17 protein-coding genes and 1 tRNA gene are annotated in these 20,438 nt (G+C 60.9%); 12 read left to right on the forward strand and 6 right to left on the reverse strand.

The window, feature by feature from the left end:
• The first annotated feature begins 121 nt into the window (after window positions 1-121).
• On the forward strand, window positions 122-1,225 hold the full coding sequence (locus HUV26_RS04150; protein ID WP_174408838.1) for an HDOD domain-containing protein: 1,104 nt from the start codon (window positions 122-124) through the stop codon (window positions 1,223-1,225).
• Here HUV26_RS04150 and HUV26_RS04155 read toward each other — a convergent pair.
• The 4 genes from HUV26_RS04155 to larB all read right to left on the reverse strand — a co-directional run bounded on the left by HUV26_RS04155 (window position 1,191) and on the right by larB (window position 5,430).
• A complete protein-coding gene (locus HUV26_RS04155) occupies window positions 1,191-2,360 on the reverse strand; it encodes an aminotransferase class I/II-fold pyridoxal phosphate-dependent enzyme (RefSeq protein WP_174408839.1) in 1,170 nt (389 codons plus the stop codon). The genes HUV26_RS04150 and HUV26_RS04155 overlap by 35 nt on opposite strands.
• 78 nt (window positions 2,361-2,438) lie before the next feature.
• Window positions 2,439-3,521, reverse strand: a complete 1,083-nt coding sequence (locus HUV26_RS04160; RefSeq protein WP_174408840.1) for a glycosyltransferase family 4 protein — start codon at window positions 3,519-3,521, stop codon at window positions 2,439-2,441.
• A 7-nt stretch (window positions 3,522-3,528) separates the two neighbouring features.
• A complete protein-coding gene (locus HUV26_RS04165; protein ID WP_174408841.1) occupies window positions 3,529-4,632 on the reverse strand; it encodes a glycosyltransferase in 1,104 nt (367 codons plus the stop codon).
• Window positions 4,633-4,635: 3 nt separating this feature from the next.
• Window positions 4,636-5,430 carry a nickel pincer cofactor biosynthesis protein LarB gene (larB, locus tag HUV26_RS04170; RefSeq protein ID WP_174408842.1) on the reverse strand — a complete coding sequence of 265 codons (795 nt, stop codon included), beginning with the start codon at window positions 5,428-5,430 and terminating at the stop codon, window positions 4,636-4,638.
• 172 nt (window positions 5,431-5,602) lie between these two features.
• On the opposite strand from larB, the gene HUV26_RS04175 reads away from it, so the two are divergent.
• The 5 genes from HUV26_RS04175 to HUV26_RS04195 all read left to right on the forward strand — a co-directional run bounded on the left by HUV26_RS04175 (window position 5,603) and on the right by HUV26_RS04195 (window position 12,567).
• Entirely contained in the window at window positions 5,603-7,117 is a 1,515-nt protein-coding gene (locus HUV26_RS04175) for a sigma-54-dependent transcriptional regulator (RefSeq protein WP_174408843.1), read from the forward strand.
• A gap of 417 nt (window positions 7,118-7,534) precedes the next feature.
• On the forward strand, window positions 7,535-9,466 hold the full coding sequence (locus HUV26_RS04180; RefSeq protein WP_174408844.1) for an aconitate hydratase: 1,932 nt from the start codon (window positions 7,535-7,537) through the stop codon (window positions 9,464-9,466).
• Between the two features lie 39 nt (window positions 9,467-9,505).
• Window positions 9,506-11,401: a peptidylprolyl isomerase gene (locus tag HUV26_RS04185; RefSeq protein WP_174408845.1), complete on the forward strand. Its 1,896-nt coding sequence runs from the start codon at window positions 9,506-9,508 to the stop codon at window positions 11,399-11,401.
• 159 nt (window positions 11,402-11,560) lie between these two features.
• Window positions 11,561-12,124, forward strand: coding sequence for a DJ-1/PfpI family protein (locus HUV26_RS04190; protein WP_174408846.1), 564 nt, complete (start codon window positions 11,561-11,563; stop codon window positions 12,122-12,124).
• Between the two features lie 137 nt (window positions 12,125-12,261).
• Entirely contained in the window at window positions 12,262-12,567 is a 306-nt protein-coding gene (locus tag HUV26_RS04195; RefSeq protein WP_174408847.1) for a ribbon-helix-helix domain-containing protein, read from the forward strand.
• Window positions 12,568-12,687: 120 nt separating this feature from the next.
• On the opposite strand, the gene HUV26_RS04200 is transcribed toward HUV26_RS04195, so the two are convergent.
• Both HUV26_RS04200 and hcp read right to left on the reverse strand, forming a co-directional pair.
• Window positions 12,688-13,539 (reverse strand): ATP-binding protein, encoded by an 852-nt coding sequence (locus HUV26_RS04200; protein ID WP_174408848.1) that lies wholly within the window; start codon window positions 13,537-13,539, stop codon window positions 12,688-12,690.
• A gap of 271 nt (window positions 13,540-13,810) precedes the next feature.
• Window positions 13,811-15,415, reverse strand: a complete 1,605-nt coding sequence (hcp, locus tag HUV26_RS04205) for a hydroxylamine reductase (protein ID WP_174408899.1) — start codon at window positions 15,413-15,415, stop codon at window positions 13,811-13,813.
• A gap of 404 nt (window positions 15,416-15,819) precedes the next feature.
• On the opposite strand from hcp, the gene HUV26_RS04210 reads away from it, so the two are divergent.
• The 6 genes from HUV26_RS04210 (at window position 15,820) to HUV26_RS04235 (ending at window position 20,337) form a co-directional block, all read left to right on the forward strand.
• Window positions 15,820-15,894, forward strand: a tRNA-Val gene (locus tag HUV26_RS04210).
• A 77-nt stretch (window positions 15,895-15,971) separates the two neighbouring features.
• The gene (gene thrS / locus HUV26_RS04215) at window positions 15,972-17,906 is read left to right on the forward strand and encodes a threonine--tRNA ligase (RefSeq protein ID WP_174408849.1); all 1,935 of its coding nucleotides are present in this window, start codon (window positions 15,972-15,974) and stop codon (window positions 17,904-17,906) included.
• On the forward strand, window positions 17,893-18,438 hold the full coding sequence (gene infC / locus HUV26_RS04220; RefSeq protein ID WP_174408900.1) for a translation initiation factor IF-3: 546 nt from the start codon (window positions 17,893-17,895) through the stop codon (window positions 18,436-18,438). Before thrS ends, infC begins: the two co-directional genes overlap by 14 nt.
• A gap of 189 nt (window positions 18,439-18,627) precedes the next feature.
• Complete coding sequence (gene rpmI / locus HUV26_RS04225) at window positions 18,628-18,825, forward strand: 50S ribosomal protein L35 (RefSeq protein ID WP_174408850.1); 198 nt, start codon at window positions 18,628-18,630, stop codon at window positions 18,823-18,825.
• A 106-nt stretch (window positions 18,826-18,931) separates the two neighbouring features.
• Window positions 18,932-19,285, forward strand: coding sequence for a 50S ribosomal protein L20 (gene rplT / locus HUV26_RS04230; RefSeq protein ID WP_174408851.1), 354 nt, complete (start codon window positions 18,932-18,934; stop codon window positions 19,283-19,285).
• A 14-nt stretch (window positions 19,286-19,299) separates the two neighbouring features.
• The gene (locus HUV26_RS04235; RefSeq protein ID WP_174408852.1) at window positions 19,300-20,337 is read left to right on the forward strand and encodes a phenylalanine--tRNA ligase subunit alpha; all 1,038 of its coding nucleotides are present in this window, start codon (window positions 19,300-19,302) and stop codon (window positions 20,335-20,337) included.
• Window positions 20,338-20,438 lie beyond the last annotated feature (101 nt).

Below are 20,438 nucleotides of genomic sequence, written 5' to 3' on the forward strand. Positions count from 1 at the left end.
ACGGCAGGCGGACGACAGGAACGCAGTGGGGAGGCGAAAGCGGAAGATCAGGAGCGGGTTGCGTTCTGATATGCTCTGCCCTATGGTGCATGGAAGACTTGGGGGGAACGAGGGCGCTGTAATGGAAGAGTGCGTATTTGCCTACGGCAAGGCGGAGACGGAACAGGCGGAAAGGATACTGACGGAACGGTTCAGGCATGCAGGCACAGAACATCCGTTGCTGGCTTGGCTGTATGATGAGGCACGGCTCCGGCTGCTGCCGGTGTGCGGGTGTGACGCATGCGCACCGGAAGCGGTGAATCCGCTGCGGTCCAGAGAGGTGTTGCCCAAGCTGGTGTCGCCCCCGGCGATTCCCGCCGGAGAGGAATCCTTTGAAGTCATTGCCGCAAGCGTGAAGCTGCCTGCCATGCCGCAGGTATTTCACGAACTGCAGAGTCTTATCGAGCGCGACGATGTCACCGTGGATGAACTGGGCAGGGTGATCAGTCTGGACCCCAAGATGACCAGTTCCATTCTGCGGCTGGTGAACAGCGCCCTGTTCAGCTTCCGTTCCTCCATTGACACGGTGTCGCGGGCGGTGGCGGTGCTGGGAACGCGGCAGATTTCCACCCTTGCGCTGGGGACGCTCATGCTCGGGCTGTTCAGGGAGCGGCCGCCGGAATGCATCAATCTGGATGTGTTCTGGAAGCACTCCATAGCCACGGGCATGACCGCCCGGAGCATTGCCCGTATTGCGGGAAGTGAAAACCCTGAAAAATACTTCGTTGCGGGATTGCTGCACGACATGGGGTGGCTGGCGCTGTGCTGCACCCATCCCGGCATGGCGCAGCAGGTGCTGGACGTGGTGGAGACGCGGCGGTGCACTTTTCCTGAAGCGGAGCGGTATGTTATGGGATTTGACCATGCCCGGCTGGGGGGCAGGATATTTGAGAAATGGAATTTTCCCCCCAATCTGGTGGCTGCGGTACTGCACCACCATGCGCCTTCGCGCTGCACGGAGCATGATGAGCCTGCCATAGTGCATGTGGCGGATACGGTGGTGAAGTCGCTGGGGCTTGGGGCGGTGGCGGATGCCCGCGTGCTGCCGCTGGACCATGCCGTCTGGGATAAGCTGGGCATGGAGCCGCAGGCGCTTGGCGGAGTTCTGGCATCGCTGGAAGGAGAGCTTGATCAGGTCTGCCGTGCCCTGCTCATGCCTGACGCAGGGATGCCAGCACGGACGTGAGCTGCTGCCACGCCGCCTGCTCGCGTACCTGCATACGCAGGAAGCCGGGAGGCATGCCGGGAATGTTGTCGCACACCCGCACCAGAATGGCGTGTTCCAGCAGCCCGGCATAGACTTCCGCCGTCTGACCGGGGTGCCGAAGCCGTGCCGTGATGAAGTTGACTCCCTGAAAAATCCTGTCTTCCATGAACATGCCCGTTGCCGTAAGGGCGGCTGCAAAGGCTGCACGTTCGCGGCGCATGTCCTTCAGACGCGCCCGGTAAGCGGGCAGAGTCTTTTGTTCATCCATGAACGCCAGCCCTGCCTGTTCCGCAAAGGCGGACACTGTCCACGGTGTTTTGCCTTCTTCCAGCCGCCGTGTGAGTGATTCCGAGCTTACGGAATACCCCAGCCGTACCCCTGTGCAGTAGAAGAACTTGGTGAAGCTCTGCACCGTGACAAGCTCTGTGTGTGGGGGCAGCAAGGGGCTGTAGGCGGCATGGCGGTTGGCTGCGTATTCGGGCAGTCCCCAGAGAAATTCGGCGTAGGTGTTGTCTACAACCACGGTCCGGGCGCGTACGGCTCCCAGAATATCCGCCATATTTTCATAAGTGACGCAGGCGGGATTGTTGGGCGAGCAGATGATTGCCATATCCGCCGGATGCTCCGCCAGCAGGGCAAGTTCGCGGGGGGTGCAGGCAAAACCGTGTTCTTCCCGGCAGGGGATGAGGGTGTATTCCACGCCGAACGCCTCGCACGCCCGCACGTATTCCGAAAAGATGGGAGCCAGCAGCACGGCGGTGCGCGGGCGAAGCTGCTGCACGGTCAGAAAGATATTCTCGGAGGAGCCGTTGCCTACCAGGACGGACGCCGGGGAAACCTGTTCATGCTTTGCGAGCCGGTCCCGCAAGGCGGAACACCAGGTGTCCGGGTAGTGCCGGTAGGAGTAGGGAATGGCTTCCAGAATGGCGCGTGTGAGATCGTCGCACAGGGAATTGGCGTTGCTGGAAAAATCGAGAATGGCGTCCGGGGAAACGCCGAGGCGGCGGGCCAGCCGGTACACCTCGCCGCCATGTGCGCCCTGCGCTTCCTGAGGAACGCTGCTGCCGGCGGTGGTATGGAGGTCTGGTGTTTTGTGGGGCCGGTTGTCTGCCATGCGCGAATCTCCGCTGTATGTGCCGTGCGGAACGGGTGAGGGGGCGTATTTCCGTTTTGTCTGCCGCAGCTTGTGCGGTTATTCCGGGAGCAGCTTTCGGGCTGCGAACAGGTTGCGGTAGATGGATTCCATGCTTTCTGCCCGGTTGGAGATGGAGAACAGTGGTGCGCGGGCTTTGCTGTTGGCGGCCCAGTGCTCCCGCGCCGTTGCGCTGCCGCGCATTTCTGCCATGGCCTGCGCCATGGCTTCCGGGGAATCCGGCGGAACCAGAATGCCGCAGTCGGCTAGCAGTTCGCCCACGCCGCCTACATCTGCAGCGACCGAAGGCAGGCCCATGCGGATGGCCTCCAGCAGCGTATTGGGCATGGACTCGGAGCGCGATGGCAGCACGAAGGCATCCATGATGTTCAGGTAGTCCGCCACATGTTCCGTGTGCTCAATCATGCGCACGTCGTTTTCCACTCCAAGCTCTGCGGCAAGGTCGCCCCACTGCGCGGGAGAGACGCCCACCATGACCAGTGAGGTATTGGGCAGGCGGGCTGCCGCGAAAGCCCGCAGGAGGATATCTGCGCCTTTGACCGGATTGTTGCCCGCCACCGTGCCGAATATGAAGCGTGAATCCGGGATATGCAGCTGTTTTCGCATTTCCGTTGCAGGAGTGTGCGGAACCGTGCGTGCATCCGGGATGCCGTTATACACCACATGCAGCCGGGCACTGCCCACGCCGCACCGGGACAGCACGCGGGCGCAGGCCTGCGAATTGACGGCGAAGGCGCCGATGCCCGGCGACCAGTAGGGAAGAGGATTGCCCGGTTTGTAGACCACGCCCCGGTGGGCGACACAGACCACGCCGCGCGAACGCCACAAAAGACCCCACCATGCTGCCTTTTTGACCGCCTTGTTGTGGAACGCATGGAACACGGCGGGAACGGGTTTGCCTGCGGCAGAGGGAAACGCCGCCTCGATGGCTGCGCGCCAATGGCGGGGGCGTTCTGGCAGGTCGGCCCATGTTATGGACGCATCCAGCGAGCGCAGGGTGGAGTCGGCGGGAGTGAAAAAGGTGAGCGTGTGCCCGCGCCGGATGAATTCCTGCGCCAGATACAGTGCCTGACGTGAGCCGCCGCTTTTGGTGCTTGAGGAGGTGCAGAAGATGATGTGCATGTGGTGGCTATCCGTTATTCCGGGGCGGTGTGCCGCCCGGCACGAGGTCTGAGAAAAAAAGTTCCAGCTTGCGGGCCTGCACGTCCAGCGAGAAGTGATGCACGCATTGTTCCCACGTAAGCCGCTTCCATTGCAGAACCGTCTCCGCCGGGGCGGTGAGGATGCGTTCCAGCACGGGGAAGAAGGCATCGGCCGCTTCATCGCTTGTTGCGGCAGTGTCTGCAACGAGAAATTCCGGCAGGACGGCGGGCCATACCTCGGCTATGCCGCCCACGTTGCGGGCCACCGGCACCAGACCTTCCGCCATGGCCTCCAGCAGGGTGTTGGGGAGCCCTTCGCTCAGGGAGGGCAGGGCGAAGATGTCTGCAGGGCGCAGGATGGAGCGCACGTCCTGCGTCCAGCCGTGCCATGTTATGCAGTCCGACAGGCCCAGTGAACGGGCCTGCGCGTGCAGGGCTTCCTGCGACTGGCCCGTGCCTGCCACATCCCAGTGGAAGGCGTGGCCCGCCGCCTTGAGCCGCGCAAGTGCGAGCATGAGTCCCGCATGGCCCTTGTCGGGCTTCAGCTGGCTGGTGGTGGCGATGCGCAGCGGCGATCCCATGCGGGCGGGCGGGGTATCGGCAGGAATTTTTGCCGAGTGGATGACCGTGGTGTCCGCAGGGTTGATGAAGGGCAGGTTCTGCAGGAGTCCGTCGCGGTTGAAACGGCAGGGGCAGAGGTAGTGCGGGCGCAGCAGGTGGTGCAGGGCGCGTACCTTCCAGACGTTTTTCATGTCGCCGGGCAGGCCGATGCGCTGGATGAGCGGGATGCCGCACAGACGGGCGGCAATGCCTGCTGTGCGCAGGTCGCGGCCCACGTTGACCAGCACGGCCTGTGTGCCTTCCGTTCTGAAAAGATGCGCAAACCGGGCAATGGCAACGGGATTGTAGTCCGGCCCGAATTCCGTGGGGCGGGCGTCCAGCCCCAGCGACAGGGCGCGCTCGATGAACGGTCCCGGCCTGCCGAACACTGTGACGGAGTGTCCCAGCCCGCTCAGGGCGGAGGCGAATTCGAGGGTCCATGTCTTTACGCCGCCCCAGCTGCGGGTAGCGTTGAAGAAGGCGAGGCGCATGGGCTACTCTTGGCCTAGGGTGTTCAGGAGTTTGGCGGCGAACACTGCCGCTCCGTAGCCGTTGTCTATGTTCACCACACACAGGCCCGCCGCGCAGGAATTGAGCATGGCCAGCAGGGGGGCGATGCCGCCCGCGCCTGCGCCGTAGCCCACGGAGGTGGGAACGCCCACCACGGGGCTTCCGCACAGGCCCGCCACCACGCTGGGCAGCGCACCTTCCATACCTGCCACCACGATGTGCAGCCGCGCTGTGTGCAGGGCTTCCAGATGGGGGGCCAGACGGTGAAGACCCGCCACGCCTACGTCAGGGATAAGGCCCGCGTCAAGCCCGTAGAATTGCGCGGTGCCCAGTGCTTCCAGCGCCACGGGCATGTCTGCCGCGCCGCCGGTGACCACCAGAACATCGCCCTGCGCCTTGTAGGGCGGGGTAAGGCGCAGTTCCCTGCCCACGGAGAAAAGGCGGGCTTCCTTGTGGTAGTGCCCGTGGGGAACTTGCCGCAAAAGCAGTTCGCCCTGCGTTTCGGACACGCGTGTGACCAGAACGGGCGCGGGAGCGTGGTTCTTGTCCGTGCTGCCGGAATGCAGGCAGCGCACGGCGGCGAGCAGGCGCTCATCGCTCTTGCCTGTTGCCAGCACCGCCTCTCCCAGCCCGGTGCGCAGGGCGCGGTGGTGGTCTACGTGCACGCCGTTCAGCACCGCTTCGCTGGGGGCGGTTTTCAGCCGCATGGTTGCCTGTTCCGGCGAAAGATCGCCTGCGGCAACCAGCCGGAGGAGGTCTGTAAGGTCTTTGTGGAGCATGGGGGGAGTCCTGTGTAGGCTGAACGGTTCCGGGCCGGTGCGGCAATCAGGCTGAAAGGCTACGGGAGCGCCCGGAGGAGGTCAATACCATGTTTTGCCAATTGCAGCATTTTGTGCCATGGTGCATGGCTGATTCTTGCGATTCTTTCCGCATGAGGTTATCAGGTAAGGCATGTCACTGAGACGTATACTTTTTCTCGCCCCGGCGGCTTCCGTGACGCACATCTTTCCCCGGCTCAAGGAGGCGGGGTACGAGGTGGGGCTGGCGGAAAACCTTAAGGGCGCTTCCGCCTTCATCCGCAAGTCCGGGCCGGGGGTTATCTTCTCCCGTCCGCAGCTTCCCGGATACAAGGTGGAGGATCTGCTGGCCGTAAGCCAGGATGATCCGGCGTTTCCGCCCGTCATCGTATTCAGTGACAAAGGGTCTGTGGATGAGGCGGAGCGGTTTCTCGGCCTTGGCGCACATGACTACTGGCTGGAACCGCTGCTCTACGAGAAGGTTGTTGCCGCTGTGCCTTCCGCGCGCAAGGCCGCACCGGTGCCGCAGGCAACCACCCTTGGCGGGCGCAGGCCGCTGCCTGCCGAGCAGGGTGGCGGCGGGCTGAATATTATCGGCAGCAATCCTGTTATGCGCCGGGTGCTGGCCCTTGCGAGGCAGGTGGCACCTTCTCGCGCAACGGTGCTCATTTCCGGCGAATCGGGCACCGGCAAGGAAATGTTCTCCCGCTATCTGCACGCCTGCAGCGACAGGGCGCAAGGCCCGTTTGTGGCGGTGAACTGCGCCGCGCTGCCTGAGCATCTGCTGGAAAGCGAACTTTTTGGCCATGAGAAGGGCGCGTTTACGGGGGCCATAGCCCGCAAGCTGGGCAAGTTTGAGCTTGCCAGCGGCGGCACGTTGCTGCTGGACGAAATTTCCGAGATGGATTTAGGGTTGCAGGCCAAACTGCTGCGCGTGCTGCAGGAGGGCGAGGTGGACCGGGTGGGCGGCACGGAGACCGTGAAGGTGGACGTGCGCGTGCTGGCTACCACCAACAGGAATTTGGAGGACTGGGTCCGCGAGGGCAAGTTCCGGCAGGACCTGTTCTTCCGGCTGAACGTTATTCCCCTGCGCCTGCCCGCCCTGCGGGAGCGGGGGGAGGATGCGATAGAACTGGCCCGGTTCTTTGTGGATATGTATGTGCGGGAGTACGGGCTGGGCAGGTTGGAATTTTCGCAGGAAGCACTGGACTGGCTGACGGAATATGACTGGCCGGGCAACGTGCGTGAATTGCAGAACCTGATGGAGCGCGCCTCGCTGCTGGCCGGTCGCGGGCCTGTCCGCAAGGAGCATTTTCTGCTCGACCCTGACAGCTGGCCCCTGTTTGCAGAGGACGACGGCGCGGGTGAGAGCGCAGACGGGGCAGAGGGCGGATATGCCTCTGCTGCGGCTTCGGGTGCTGCTGGCGGTATGCCGGGAGTGTCGGGTGTGTCGGGGGGGCTTGGGTCAGATGCTGCCGCAGGCGCGGGAGATGCCGTGTTCGGGCAGGCTGTAATTCCCCTGCACGAGATGGAGCGCATTATGATCCTGAAGGGGTTGGAGCTTACCTCCGGCAACAGGACGCAGGCTGCTGAAATTTTGGGTATTTCCGTACGTACGTTGCGGAACAAGCTGAATGAGTACAGGGGCGCGGGGCTGGATATCCCGTAGGACCAAGCCTTTGTGCGGCGGATGGAACGGGGGGCGCAGGCGCGGACGCAGCACGATGAGTCTTGCCGGGTGGTACCGGACCTTATCGGACCCGATAAGGGATGCGCCCTGTGCGGCGTGGCGAAGACCGCAGGCAAGGCGGCATGAGGGCGGCGGAGAGATGCCTGACGCAGGCAGGACAGGCTCCGGGCGCATGAGAGATGCGCGGGAGTCTGGTTTTTTGTAGCAAGCAAGCTGGCGGTGACGCCTCCGGCAGACCGGAGGACGGGTGTGGAATCGGCCGTCGGCAGATGGGTGGCGGAGCGTTGCAGCCGCCGCAATCTTCCCCGTGCTGAACGCGTTTTACGGCAGTGCCTTTTCGCAAGGCAGCCGCATGGGCGCACCGTCCGCGAAACAGAATCAAGCAGGAAAAGCAGCATGACCATGAACGTTACGCAGAAGATAATCGCAGCGCATCTCGTTTCCGGGGAGATGGTTCCCGGCGGGGAAATAGGCCTGCGTATAGACCAGACCCTGACGCAGGACGCCACGGGAACCATGGCCTATCTCCAGTTTGAGGCCATAGGCGTGGACCGCGTGCGTACTGATCTTTCCGTGAGCTATGTGGACCACAACACCTTGCAGATGGGCTTCCGCAACCCGGACGACCACCGTTTTCTGCGTACCGTGGCCAGGAAATACGGGGTGGTGTTTTCGCCTCCCGGCACGGGCATCTGTCATCAGCTTCACCTTGAAAATTTTGCCAAGCCGGGGGCGACCCTTGTGGGTTCGGACAGCCATACCCCCACGGCGGGCGGCATAGGTTCGCTTGCCATGGGCGCGGGCGGGCTTTCCGTGGCGCTTGCCATGGCGGGCGAGCCGTATTTCATCGCCATGCCCAAGGTGGTGCGGGTGAGGCTGGAAGGCGCGCTGACCGGGTGGGCTTCTGCCAAGGATGTTATCCTGCATCTGCTGGGTCTGCTTTCTGTGAAGGGCGGCGTGGGCAGGGTGTTTGAGTACGCCGGTCCCGGCGTTGCCACGCTCTCTGTGCCTGAGCGCGCCGTGATTACCAACATGGGGGCGGAGCTTGGCGCCACCACATCGGTTTTTCCCAGTGACGGGCAGACCCGCCAGTTCCTTGCCGCCATGGGCCGCGAGGGAGACTGGAAGGAGCTTGTTGCCGATGCGGACGCCACCTATGACGAAGAAGTGGTCATTGACCTTTCCGCACTGGAACCCCTTGCGGCGCAGCCGCACATGCCGGACCGCGTGATGCCCGTGCGGGAGCTTGCAGGGCTTGCCGTGCAGCAGGTGGCCATAGGTTCGTGCACCAACTCTTCCTATGCGGACATGAAGTCTGTGGCGCAACTTTTTGCCGCCGCCAAGGTCAGCCCGGAAACGGACACCCTTATCAGCCCTGGTTCCAAGCAGGTGCTCAAGATGCTGGCACGCGAAGGGCTGGTTGAGCCGCTGCTGGACGCGGGTGCGCGTTTGCTGGAATGTTCGTGCGGTCCGTGCATAGGCATGGGGGGATCTCCCGTTTCCGGCGGCGTTTCCGTGCGCACCTTTAACAGGAATTTTGAGGGCCGTTCCGGTACCAAGGATGCCAAGGTGTATCTGGTAAGCCCCCTGACCGCCGCCATGGTGGCTATCCGCGGTGCGTTTACCGACCCTGCCACGTGGGGAACCGCTCCCGCCGTGCCCGATCTGCCCGCCGATGTGCCCAGCATACGGGACATGTTCCTGTATCCGCCGGCGGACGGCGACGGCGTGGAGGTGCAGCGCGGACCGAATATCGTGGCGCTGGAGAAGTTTGAAGGGTTTGGCGATGTGCTGGAAGCGGACGTGCTGCTCAAGGCGGGCGACGATATCACCACCGACCACATTATGCCCGCAGGGGCGGAGATTACCGCGCTGCGGTCCAACGTGCCCGCCATAAGCGCCTACGTGTTCAACCGGGTGGATGAAGAGTTTGTGGCCCGGGCCAAAGCCTGTGACAACGGCGTTATCGTGGCGGGCGAGAATTACGGTCAGGGCTCTTCACGCGAGCACGCGGCCCTTGCACCGAGGCATCTGGGAGTTCGCGCCGTCATTGCCAAGTCGCTTGCGCGCATTCACCGCGCCAATCTGGTGAACTTCGGCATTTTGCCGCTTATGCTGGAAGACAAGGCGGACTATGATGTGCTTGCCCTCGGGCAGCGGCTGACCGTGCCTGTGGCCGGGATTACGGCAGGCGGCATAGTGCGGGTTGCCGTTGCGGGCGGCGGCAGCGTGGCCGTGAGGAATGATTTGACGCAGAAGGAATTGGACATTATTCGGGCAGGCGGACTGCTTAATTATGTCCGTCTGTCAAAAACCGGCGTTGCGTAGCATTACGGCGCCACACGTCAGAACGAAAGGAAACGGAGCATGTTGGACTCTATTCGGCAGAATGCCCAGTCGTGGGGCGTAAAGATTGCCTTTGCCCTTATTATTATAGTGTTCGTATTCTGGGGCGTGGGGTCCATGAGCCCCTCAAAGAACGCGAGCGTGCTCGCCACCGTGAACGAGAAGCCCATTCTGGTGCCTGAATTCAAGCAGGCATACGAGCAGCAGTTCGCCATGATGAAGCAGCAGATTCCCGGCCTGAAGGCCGAAGATCTGCGGCAGATCGGGTTCGGGCAGCAGGTGCTGCAGCAGCTTGTGACCAAGAAGCTGATTCTTCAGGAAGCCGAGCGCATGGGCGTGACGGTGACCCCCCACGAACTGAAGAAGACCATTGCTTCCATTGCCGTGTTCCGCAATGAGCAGGAAGTGTTTGACGGCGATGTGTACAAAAAGGTGCTGGCTGCGCAGGGTATGACCCCCGGGCAGTTTGAGGAAAGCTACCGTCAGGACCTGCTGCTGGAAAAGATGCAGGACTATGTGACCCTGCCCGCAGCCGTGACTGCCGAAGAAGCGCGCGCCGCCTTTGCCTTTGCGGGTGAGCGCCGGTCTATAGAGTACGCTGTGCTTGCAGCCGCCTCTTTTGTGGAAAAGGCCACCGTTGACCCGGAAAGCGTGCAGCAGTTTTATGAGAACAACAAACAGCAGTTCAGCCAGCCCGCGCGCGTGAGCCTTGACTATATTCTCATTACCCCGCGCAGTCTTGCGCGCCCCGACGAGGTGTCTGACGCAGACGTGGCTGCCTATTACGAAGCCAACAGCGAAAGCGCTTTTGTGCAGGAAGAATCCATGCAGGCACGGCACATTCTGGTGCTTGCCGATGAAAACGCTCCCGAAGAGAAGGTTGCCGAAGCCAAGGCAAAGATTGAGGCCGTGAAAGCCCGTATTGCCAAGGGTGAGGACTTCGGGGCAGTGGCCAAGGCTGTTTCCGAGTGTCCTTCCGCTCCGCAGGGTGGCGATCTGGGCACCTTTGGCCGGGGAGCCATGGTCAAGCCGTTTGAAGACGCCGCCTTTGCCCTGAAGGCCGGGCAGGTTTCCGATGTGGTGCGCACGCAGTTCGGCTTCCATATCATAAAGGCTGAAGCCGTGACGCCCCGCAAGGTGAAGACCCTTGATGAAGTGGGCGATGATATCCGCAGGCGCATAGCCGAAGACAGAGCGGCAGACAAGGTTGCGGACACCATGGATACCGTGTTCGAAGAACTGCTTGCAGGCAAGGCGCTTGCCGCAGCGGCTGACGAGCACAAGCTGGAACTGCGTTCCACGCCGGAATTCCCCCGGTCCCGCGCGCAGGACGTGGCCGGACTGAAGGAAGAGTCCGCTGCGATCGTTTTCAGCACTCCGGCTGACAGCCTTGTGGAATCGCCCCTTGAAGTGGAAGGCGGGTATATTCTTGCCCGTGTGAACACCAGCAAGCCTGAGAGTTTTGTGCACTTTGAGCAGGTGAAGCCCGCCATTGAAGGACGCCTGCTGCAGGAAGCCGCCACCCGCATGGCGGGAGAGGAAGCCAGAGCCATTGCCAACGATGTGAAGGCGGGCAATCTTCCCAAGGCACTGGCGGATACCGTGCAGACCTCGCCGTTGATTAACCGCAACGGGGTGGTGCCCGGTCTGGGACAGGCTCCCGAGCTTATGGAGGCCGTGTTCTCCGGTACCGCAGACACGTGGTCCGGCCCCTTCATGAGCACCGCAGGTGCCGTGTTCTTCCGCGTGAAGGACGTGGCGGCACCCACTGAAGAAGAATGGAAGAGCGCGGAAGAACGCGTGATTGCCTCCATGCTGAACGCCAGAAAGCAGGAACTGTTCCGCGCTTTTGTCAACGAACTGGTGAAGAAGGGCAAGGTGGAAATCCATAATCAGGATTTCGTGGCCAATCTTTAGCAGCTTCCGGTTCAATGAAGAACAGGGGAGGGCGGCCATGCGGCTGCCCTCTTTTTTTTTGTGCGGTCAGCGGAGGCGGCAGTGAATGGCGTAGTAGAGAGATGTTACCCTTGCGCGGGAAAATGGTATAGGGTGTACCAAACCAAGGAGGATTTCTCGATGGCAAAGAAACTGTTGCTCATTTGCGGCGATTTTGTGGAAGACTATGAAATCATGGTGCCCTTTCAGGCCTTGCAGGCCATGGGATATGCGGTGGACGCGGTGTGCCCCGGCAAGAAGGCCGGAGAATCGGTGGCGACCGCCATCCATGACTTTGAAGGACACCAGACCTATTCGGAAAAGCCGGGGCACAATTTTACCCTGAACGCCACCTTTGACGAGGTGGTACCGGAAAAGTATGATGGACTGATCATTCCCGGAGGGCGTGCGCCTGAGTATCTGCGCCTGAACGACAAGGTGCTTGCCATGGTGCGCCACTTCTACGACTCCCGTAAGGTCATCGGCGCTGTGTGCCACGGTGCGCAGCTGCTGGCGGCGGCGGTGTCGCTGGACGGGCGGCGGATTTCCGCCTATCCTGCCTGCTCTCCGGAAGTGCGTCTGGCAGGGGCCGAGTATGTGAACCTGCCGATGGATGAGGCTGTTACGGACGGCAACATAGTGACCGCCCCCGCATGGCCCGCGCACCCGCAGTGGCTGCGCAAGATTGCCGACCTGCTGGGATAGGCTGCGGTAGCACGATCTCGCAGGGTGCCCGGTTGAAGGGCGCGGGTGTGAGGGTGCCGGAGTCCGCCGGGGAGAACGCGGCGGTCTATGGTGTTTGCCGGTGCGCTGTATGGAACGGCGAAAAGAGAGGTGCCATAATGTGCCGGATTTACGCTTCCACCGAACCTGCGGAATACGAACAGGTAACCCGCTCTGTGCGTCTGCATGGCGGCGTGACCAGCGTGCGGCTTGAGCGGCGATTCTGGGCTGTGCTGGAGGAGCTTGCCGAGTCGGAAGACACCTCTTTGCCCAAGTTTCTGGAGGCACTGCATGACGAAGCGGTTGCCCTGCACGGCCAGATAGGCAACTTTGCCTCGTTGCTGCGCGTGGTGTGCGCCACGTATCTGGACACGGTGCGTTCCGGGGGATATGTGCGCGAGGTGGCGGACAGACCGCAGCCGTAATTGCGCCTTTTGCCTTGAACAATGTCCGGAAGTTTTTGAGCCGGAACGGATCGACACACAATGAACAGCCCCCGGCCTGAGTCCGCCATGCGGAACCGGCCGGGGGCTGTTGTTTTGTGGCTACTGCCCGAACAGAGTCTGCTGCGCGCGCCCGCCGCCGCAGGTCATGATGATTTCCTCCACCGGAATGCCGGTGTCTGCGCGCTTGGCTGCTTCGAACACGGCCTGTGAGAGGCCCCGGCAGCAGGGGACTTCCATGCGCAGCACCGCGATGGAACGGATGCCGCTGGTGGCGAGGATGTCTGTTATCTTCTGCACGTAGGCGTTGGTATCGTCAAACTTGGGGCAGCCGATGAGCACCACCTTGCCGCGTGCGAATTCGCTGTGGAAGATGGGGGAGGCTGCGGAGGCGCAGTCTGCGGCCACCAGCACGTCTGCACCCTTCAGGTATTCCGCCGTGGGCGGCACAAGGCGAATCTTGAGCGGCCAGTGGCCGGGGCCGGAAACGGGGCCGCCTTCTACCGTTACGGCCTGTATGCCGTCTGGTGCTGACTGCATGGGGGTGATGCGCTTGGCCATGGAGCCGGGGCAGCCGCACCCATGGCCGCCTGCGTGCGCATGACCATGTTGAGCACCGTGGCCGGCGTGCCCGATGTGAGCAGGGCCGTGACCGTGCGGGCCGTGTGAAGCGTGGGAACTGTGGGACGGGGTGGCCTTGCCATCGCGCCGGGCAACCCATGCCAGAGCGGCTTCCTCGTCAAAGTCGTCCGCCTCGCGTTCGATGATGTGCAGGGCGTTTTCCGGGCATGCGCCGATGCACGCGCCCAGTCCGTCACAGAAGGAATCCTTTACGATTTTGGCCTTGCCGTCCACGATGGCCAGTGCGCCTTCTGCGCAGTCCACGATGCACAGGCCACAACCGGTGCACTTTTCTTCGTCAATTTCGATAATCTTTCTTTTGATCTTGGACATATTGGTATCCCCTGTGGATAATTGATTTTGCATATTTTTGTTGGTGCCGGGCCCTAAGCTGTGTCTGGTGCCATGGTCGGCGCCTTACTTGGTTCCGGGACGGGCACTTGGGTTGCGGTGCTTCACCCGCTCTGGTGATGCCCGGTCCTGTGACCGGCCAGCGCCGGAATGGGTGCTGCCGTTGGTTCGGAGTTCCGTCTTGCCGGGTGGTGGGAAGAATGCAGGACATCGGGAGGGGAGAGGAGGCACCCCTCCCGATGTTCTGATGGGATTAGCCCAGAATGGCCTTGAGGTCTTCGTCAGGCGTGGAGATGGGCTTGATGTTATAGTTTTCTACAAGGAAGTTCAGCACGTTGGGGCTTACGAACGCGGGCAGTGAGGGTCCGAGGCGGATATCCTTGATGCCGAGCGCCAGCAGGGTGAGCAGAATGACCACGGCCTTCTGCTCGTACCAGCTGAGCACGAGAGAGAGGGGCAGGTCGTTCACGCCGCAGTTGAATGCGTTGGCAAGCGCCACGGCGATCTGCACGGCGGAGTAGGCATCGTTGCACTGGCCCACGTCCAGAAGGCGCGGAATGCCGCCTATGTCGCCGATCTGCTTGTCAAAGAACCGGAACTTGCCGCATGCGAGGGTGAGCACCACGGTGTCCTTGGGGGTCTTTTCCACGAACTCGGTGTAGTAGTTACGTCCGGGCTTGGCACCGTCGCAGCCGCCCACCAGGAAGAAGTGACGGATGGCACCGGCCTTCACGGCGTCGATGACCTTATCTGCCACGCCGAGCACCGCGTTGCGGCCAAAGCCGGTGAGCACGGTCTTGCCGGGCTTGTCTTCGGTAAAGCCGGGCAGTTCAAGGGCGCGCTTGATCACGGGAGTGAAGTCGCGGTTTTCGCAGTGGACCAGACCGGGCCAGCCCACCAGGCCGGTGGTGAACACGTTGGCCTTGTAAGAGTCCTGCGGCTTCTGGATGCAGTTGGTGGTGAACAGGATGGCACCGGGGAAGGCCGGGAATTCCTTGTGCTGGTTCTGCCATGCGGTGCCGAAGTGGCCGTAGAAGTGGGGGTACTTCTTCAGTTCCGGGTAGCCGTGGCAGGGCAGCATTTCGCCGTGGGTGTATATGTTTATGCCCTTGCCTTCCGTCTGCTTGAGCAGTTCGTGCAGGTCCTTCAGGTCGTGACCGGAAACGAGGATGGCCTTGCCCTTCTTCTGCCCCAGCGGCACTTCCGTGGGAACAGGGTGGCCGTAGGTGCCGGTGTTGCCTGCGTCCAGCAGTTCCATGGCGCGCAGGTTCACGTTGCCGCATTCCAGCAGCAGGCCCACCCATGCATTCAGGTCGCGCTCTACGCCGTCGTATCCGGCCGCAAGAGCCTTGTACAGGAAGTCGTATACCTTCTCGTCCTGCTGGCCGAGAATGCCCGCATGGTCGGCGTAGGCGGCAAGGCCCTTGAGCCCGTAAACCAGAAGCTGCTTGACGGAGCGGATATCGTCGTTGGAATCGAAGTCGGCAACGCCGTGACCTTCTGCCTGTGCGACCAGCCCGTCGATGGTGGAGGCGGGCTTGTAGGTGCCGGGACCTGCGGGCAGGGATGCGCCGCCCTTGGTAAGCAGTTCATCGCGCTTGGCGACGATGTCGCTGATGAAGGTCTGGAAACGTGCGGGGTCGAAGTTGACGTTGGTGAGGGTGGTGAAGAGCATCTTGGCAGTGAAATGGCCAAGGGCCAGATCCTTGTTGCCGGTCTTCAGGGCCGCAAGGGAGAGACCGCGCAGGGAGTAGACCACGAGGTCCTGAATGTCGGACACTTCGGGCTGCTTGCCGCACACGCCTATCTGGGTGCAGCCGGTTCCTTTGGCAGTCTGTTCACACTGGTTGCAAAACATTGCATGCTCCTTGTTGGAAGAGGGTTTCTGTTCGCCGCTGGCGGCGTTGCCGGTAAAGAAGGAAAGAAATTTTTTGATCATGGTCTGCTCCCGTTTTTCCGGCTGCGCTGAGGAGGTCTGAAGCCCATGCTGCCGCGCCGGTTATTTGCTTGCGTTGTCCGGCGTGCGTATGTTCCGTGCGCCGTTGAGTGCAATCTAGGCCGGATGGCCCGTGCGGTATGTGACACGCATCAAAAAGGGAGAAATCTTTTCATCTTTTTCCATGCTCAGGGAAAATTGGACATTATATATGGGAAAAGGTGAGGGCGGAGGAGGAATCTTTTGGAGAAAAAATGATTTGGCTGCGATTTGGGCTTGACGAAGGTGGCTCATGTGCGTAGATACCATCTCCGCCGTAACGGTGTAGGCGCGTAGCTCAGGGGTAGAGCACTACCTTGACACGGTAGGGGTCAGCAGTTCAAAGCTGCTCGTGCCTACCACACTGAATCGGAGCAGAGGGAGGCGGAAATGCCTCCCTCTTTTGCGTTATTCACATCATTTTTCAGGAGAAGCCATCGTGAACGTGTCTATTGAAGGACAGGTTGTTGAGGTTGCCGCAGGCTCGCTCTGCCGCGACGCCCTGAAGGAAACGCTGAGCGGAAAGAAGCTCAAGCAGGTGCTGGCAGTCAAGTGCGGGACGACCATGCTTGACCTTACTGCCGCCGTTCCCGCCGGGTGCGAAACCCTCACCCCCGTCTATCTGGACACTCCCGAGGGCGTGGAGCTGCTGCGGCATTCCACGGCCCACATCATGGCTGACGCGGTGAAACGCCTTTTCCCCGATGTGAAGGTGACCATTGGACCCTCCATCGAGAACGGATTCTACTACGATTTCGAATTCAGCCGCGCCTTTACGCCGGAGGATCTGGAAGCCATTGAAGCGGAGATGGCAAAGATCATTGAGGCGGCGCAGCCCTTTGAACGTTCGGTGTGCACAAAGGACGAGGCGCGCGAGCTGTTTGCCGGTATGGGCGAGACCTATAAGCTGGAGCTTATTGACGCCGTGCCGGATGAGACGGTTTCGCTGTATCGCCATGGTGACTTTGTGGACCTGTGCCGCGGGCCGCATATTCCCGACACCGGGTTTGTGAAGGCGTTCAAGCTGATGAGCGTTGCCGGGGCCTACTGGCGCGGGGACGAAAAGAACCGCATGCTCTCGCGCATTTACGGAACCGCCTTCAGCGATCCCAAGGAGCTGAAGAAGTATCTGACCATGCTGGAAGAGGCCAAGAAGCGCGACCACCGCAAGCTGGGGGCGCAGCTGGACCTGTTCAGCTTTCAGGAAGAAGGCGGCGCGGGCATGGCCTATTGGCACCCCAAGGGCGCGCTTATCCGCACCATCATTGAGGACTTTGAGCGCAAGGAACACCTGAAGCGCGGGTATGACATAGTGCAGGGGCCGCAGATTTTGAAGCGCGAACTGTGGGAGCGTTCCGGACACTACGCCAATTACCGGGAAAATATGTATTTTACGGAAATTGACGAAGTGCCCTATGGCGTGAAACCCATGAACTGCGTGGCGCACATGCTGATATACAAATCGCAGCTGCGCAGCTACCGTGAACTGCCCAAGCGGTTCTTTGAACTGGGGGTTGTGCACCGCCATGAAAAATCCGGCGTGCTGCACGGGTTGATGCGGGTACGCCAGTTTACGCAGGACGATGCTCATATCATCTGCCGCCCGGACCAGTTGCAGGAAGAAATCATAGGCGTGCTGGATTTTGTGCGCGATGTGATGGGGGTGTTCGGATTTGAGTACCGCCTGGAGCTTTCTACGCGCCCTGAGAAATCCATCGGGTCCGATGCCGACTGGAATCTTGCCACCAATGCGCTTACCGAGGCGCTGGACAGAGTGGGGCTGCCCTACGAGATAAACGAGGGCGACGGCGCGTTTTACGGACCCAAGATAGATATCAAGCTGCGTGACTGCCTTGGCCGCGAGTGGCAGTGCGCGACTGTGCAGTGCGATTTTACCTTGCCTGACAGATTTGACTTGGTGTACATCGGCGAAGATGGTGAGCGGCATAGGCCGGTTATGGTTCATCGGGTCATTTTGGGCTCGGTGGAGCGATTCATCGGTATTCTGACGGAGCATTTCGCCGGGGCTTTCCCCACATGGATTGCTCCTGTACAGGCGCGGTTGCTCCCCATTACCGATGCGCATGCAGAGTTTGCCATGCAGGCCAAGGCTGAGCTGGCCCGGCAGGGTATTCGTGTGGAGGCGGATGTGCGCAACGAAAAACTGGGCTTCAAGGTCCGCGAAGCGCAGGTTGCCAAAATCCCCTACATGCTTGTTATCGGGGACAAAGAGGTGGAGTCTGGAGGTGTGAGCGTACGCCCGCGTAAGGGCGACGACATGGGCTTCAAGACTCTGGCGGAAGTGGCAGAGCTGATTAAGGCTGATTGTGAGGAACCGTTCAATAATGGAGGGATGAGCTATCGCTTTTCCTAAGAACCGGCGTCCGGAGCCGCAGGACTTGACCCGCCGCAACGAACAGATTCGTGCGCGCGAGGTTCGCGTTATCGACGATCAGGGTGAGCAGTTGGGCATATTGAGCCGCAATGTCGCCATAGACCTTGCTAAGGAGCGTGGTCTGGATCTGGTGGAAGTTGCCGCGAATGCAGAACCGCCGGTCTGCAAAATCATGGACTACGGCAAGTTTAAGTTCGAGCAGAGCAAGAAGAAGCAGGAAGCCAAGCGCAACGCCACTGTTGTGCAGGTGAAGGAAATCAAGGTTCGTCCTAAAACGGATGAACATGATTACCAGACCAAGCTCAAGCACATTCGCCGCTTCCTTGAAGACGGCGACCGCTGCAAGGTGACCGTGTTTTTCCGCGGGCGCGAAATTGTGCACAAAGACCGTGGGCAGGTTATCCTGGAGCGCGTGGTGGAAGATACCAAGGATATTGCAAAGGTGGAACAGCCCCCGAGTTCGGAAGGGCGCACCCTGCACATGCTTATGGTGCCGCTGCCGAAAAAATAGCCGCTTTTGGGGCTTGCGTTACGCGGGAAATTGTCGCAATATCCCCGCTCTGCGTGTCCCTGAGGATGCGCTGTGCGTTTGCTCATGAGGAATTTCATGGAAGCTCCTAGTTTGTTCAGGAGTTTCTGACATGTCCTGTCGCCGCTGCTGTAGGCGGTGGCCGGGCTGTTAACGGTAAGGAGAATACCAATGCCCAAGATGAAAACCAGACGGTGCGCTGCCAAGCGCTTTTCTGTGACCGGCAGCGGCAAGTTCCGCCGCCGCAAGCAGAACCTGCGTCATATTCTGACGAAGAAGAGCGCCAAGCGTAAGATGAATCTCGGTCAGTCCGCCATTGTGGACAGCACCAACGAGAAGGCCGTGCGTCGCATGATGCCCTACGCCTAGGCGTAGGGGTTTTGTGTTCGCCATTTAGACAACAAACACGATTTTACCTGCACTCCGTTGGCCAAACTCTCGCCTCACGGAGTGACAAAGACCCTGGAGGGTATCCATGCGCGTCAAGAGAGGCATGGCAGCACATCGCCGCCATAAGAAATATTTGAAGCTGGCTAAGGGCTATCGCGGAGCGCGTTCCAAACTGTACCGCACCGCACGCGAGGCCGTGGAAAACGCACTGGTCTATTCGTACCGCGACCGTAAGGTTAAAAAGCGTGAATTCCGCAAGCTCTGGATTCTCCGCATCAACGCAGGCGCACGCCTGCACGGTATCTCCTACAGCAAGTTCATACACGGCCTTGCCCTGGCCGGTGTGGAACTGAACCGTAAGGTCCTTGCCGACCTTGCCGTTCGGGAAAAGGAAGATTTCGCCAAGCTGGCGGAACTTGCCAAATCCAAACTCAATTAGAAGGGATCTCAGGTATGAACCTGACCCATGATCTTGAAGGCCTGGTCCGGGAGCTTGAAAGCGGCCTGGACCGGGCCTTTTCATTGGATGCTCTGGAGGAGCTGCGCGTGGAGTTTCTTGGCCGCAAGGGCAAGCTCGCGCAGATAATGCAGCGCCTGCCGGAGCTTTCGGTCGAGGAACGCCCCGCTGTGGGCAAGACCGCCAACATTGTCAAACAACAGCTCACCGACCTGTTCGAAGGACGCAAGGCAGGGCTGGTGCAGGCGGCGGAAGAGGCGCGGCTCTCGCTCTTTGACCCCACCATTCCCGGACGCCAGCCGTGGCAGGGTTCTCTGCATCCCGTCACCCTTGTCATGACCGAAATCTGCGACATATTCCGCGGGCTGGGCTATGACATTGTGACCGGGCCGGAGGTGGAAAACGATTTCTACAATTTCGAAGCCCTGAACATGCCTTCGGACCATCCCGCCCGTGACATGCAGGATACCCTGTACGTTACCGAGGATGTTCTGCTGCGCACGCACACATCGCCGCTTCAGATACGCACCATGAAGCAGCGCAAGCCCCCTGTGGCGGCCATTGCCCCGGGCAAGGTGTACCGCCGCGATTCTGACCTGACGCACACCCCCATGTTCCACCAGATTGAAGGCTTTATGGTGGACCATAAGGTGAGCATGGCTGAGTTGCGCGGGACGCTTACCGCCTTTTTGCAGGCGGTGTTCGGCGGCGATACGCGGGTACGCTTCCGTCCCAGTTTCTTCCCGTTCACGGAGCCCAGCGCCGAGGTGGATATCTCGTGCTGCATTTGCGGCGGGAAGGGAACGGTGAACGGCGCGCCCTGTCGTGTCTGCAAGCAGACCGGATGGGTGGAGATTCTCGGGTGCGGCATGATCGATCCCGAAGTGTTCAAGTCTGTGGGGTACGACCCGGAACTGTATTCCGGTTTTGCCTTCGGGCTTGGCGTGGAGCGCGTGACTATGCTCAAGTATGGCATTGGCGATCTGCGTATGTTCTTCGAGAACGATGTGCGCTTTCTGCATCAGTTCGTATAATCCGTGCGGCCGGTTTTCCGGTCGCGTTCGGGGCAACCCGCCGGAGCAATCCGGCGGCTGTGCATGCCGCACGGCAGAACGTGAAGGGCATGGGAGTCTGA

It is taken from the genome of Desulfovibrio psychrotolerans, assembly GCF_013340305.1.
Lineage (GTDB): Bacteria > Desulfobacterota > Desulfovibrionia > Desulfovibrionales > Desulfovibrionaceae > Halodesulfovibrio > Halodesulfovibrio psychrotolerans.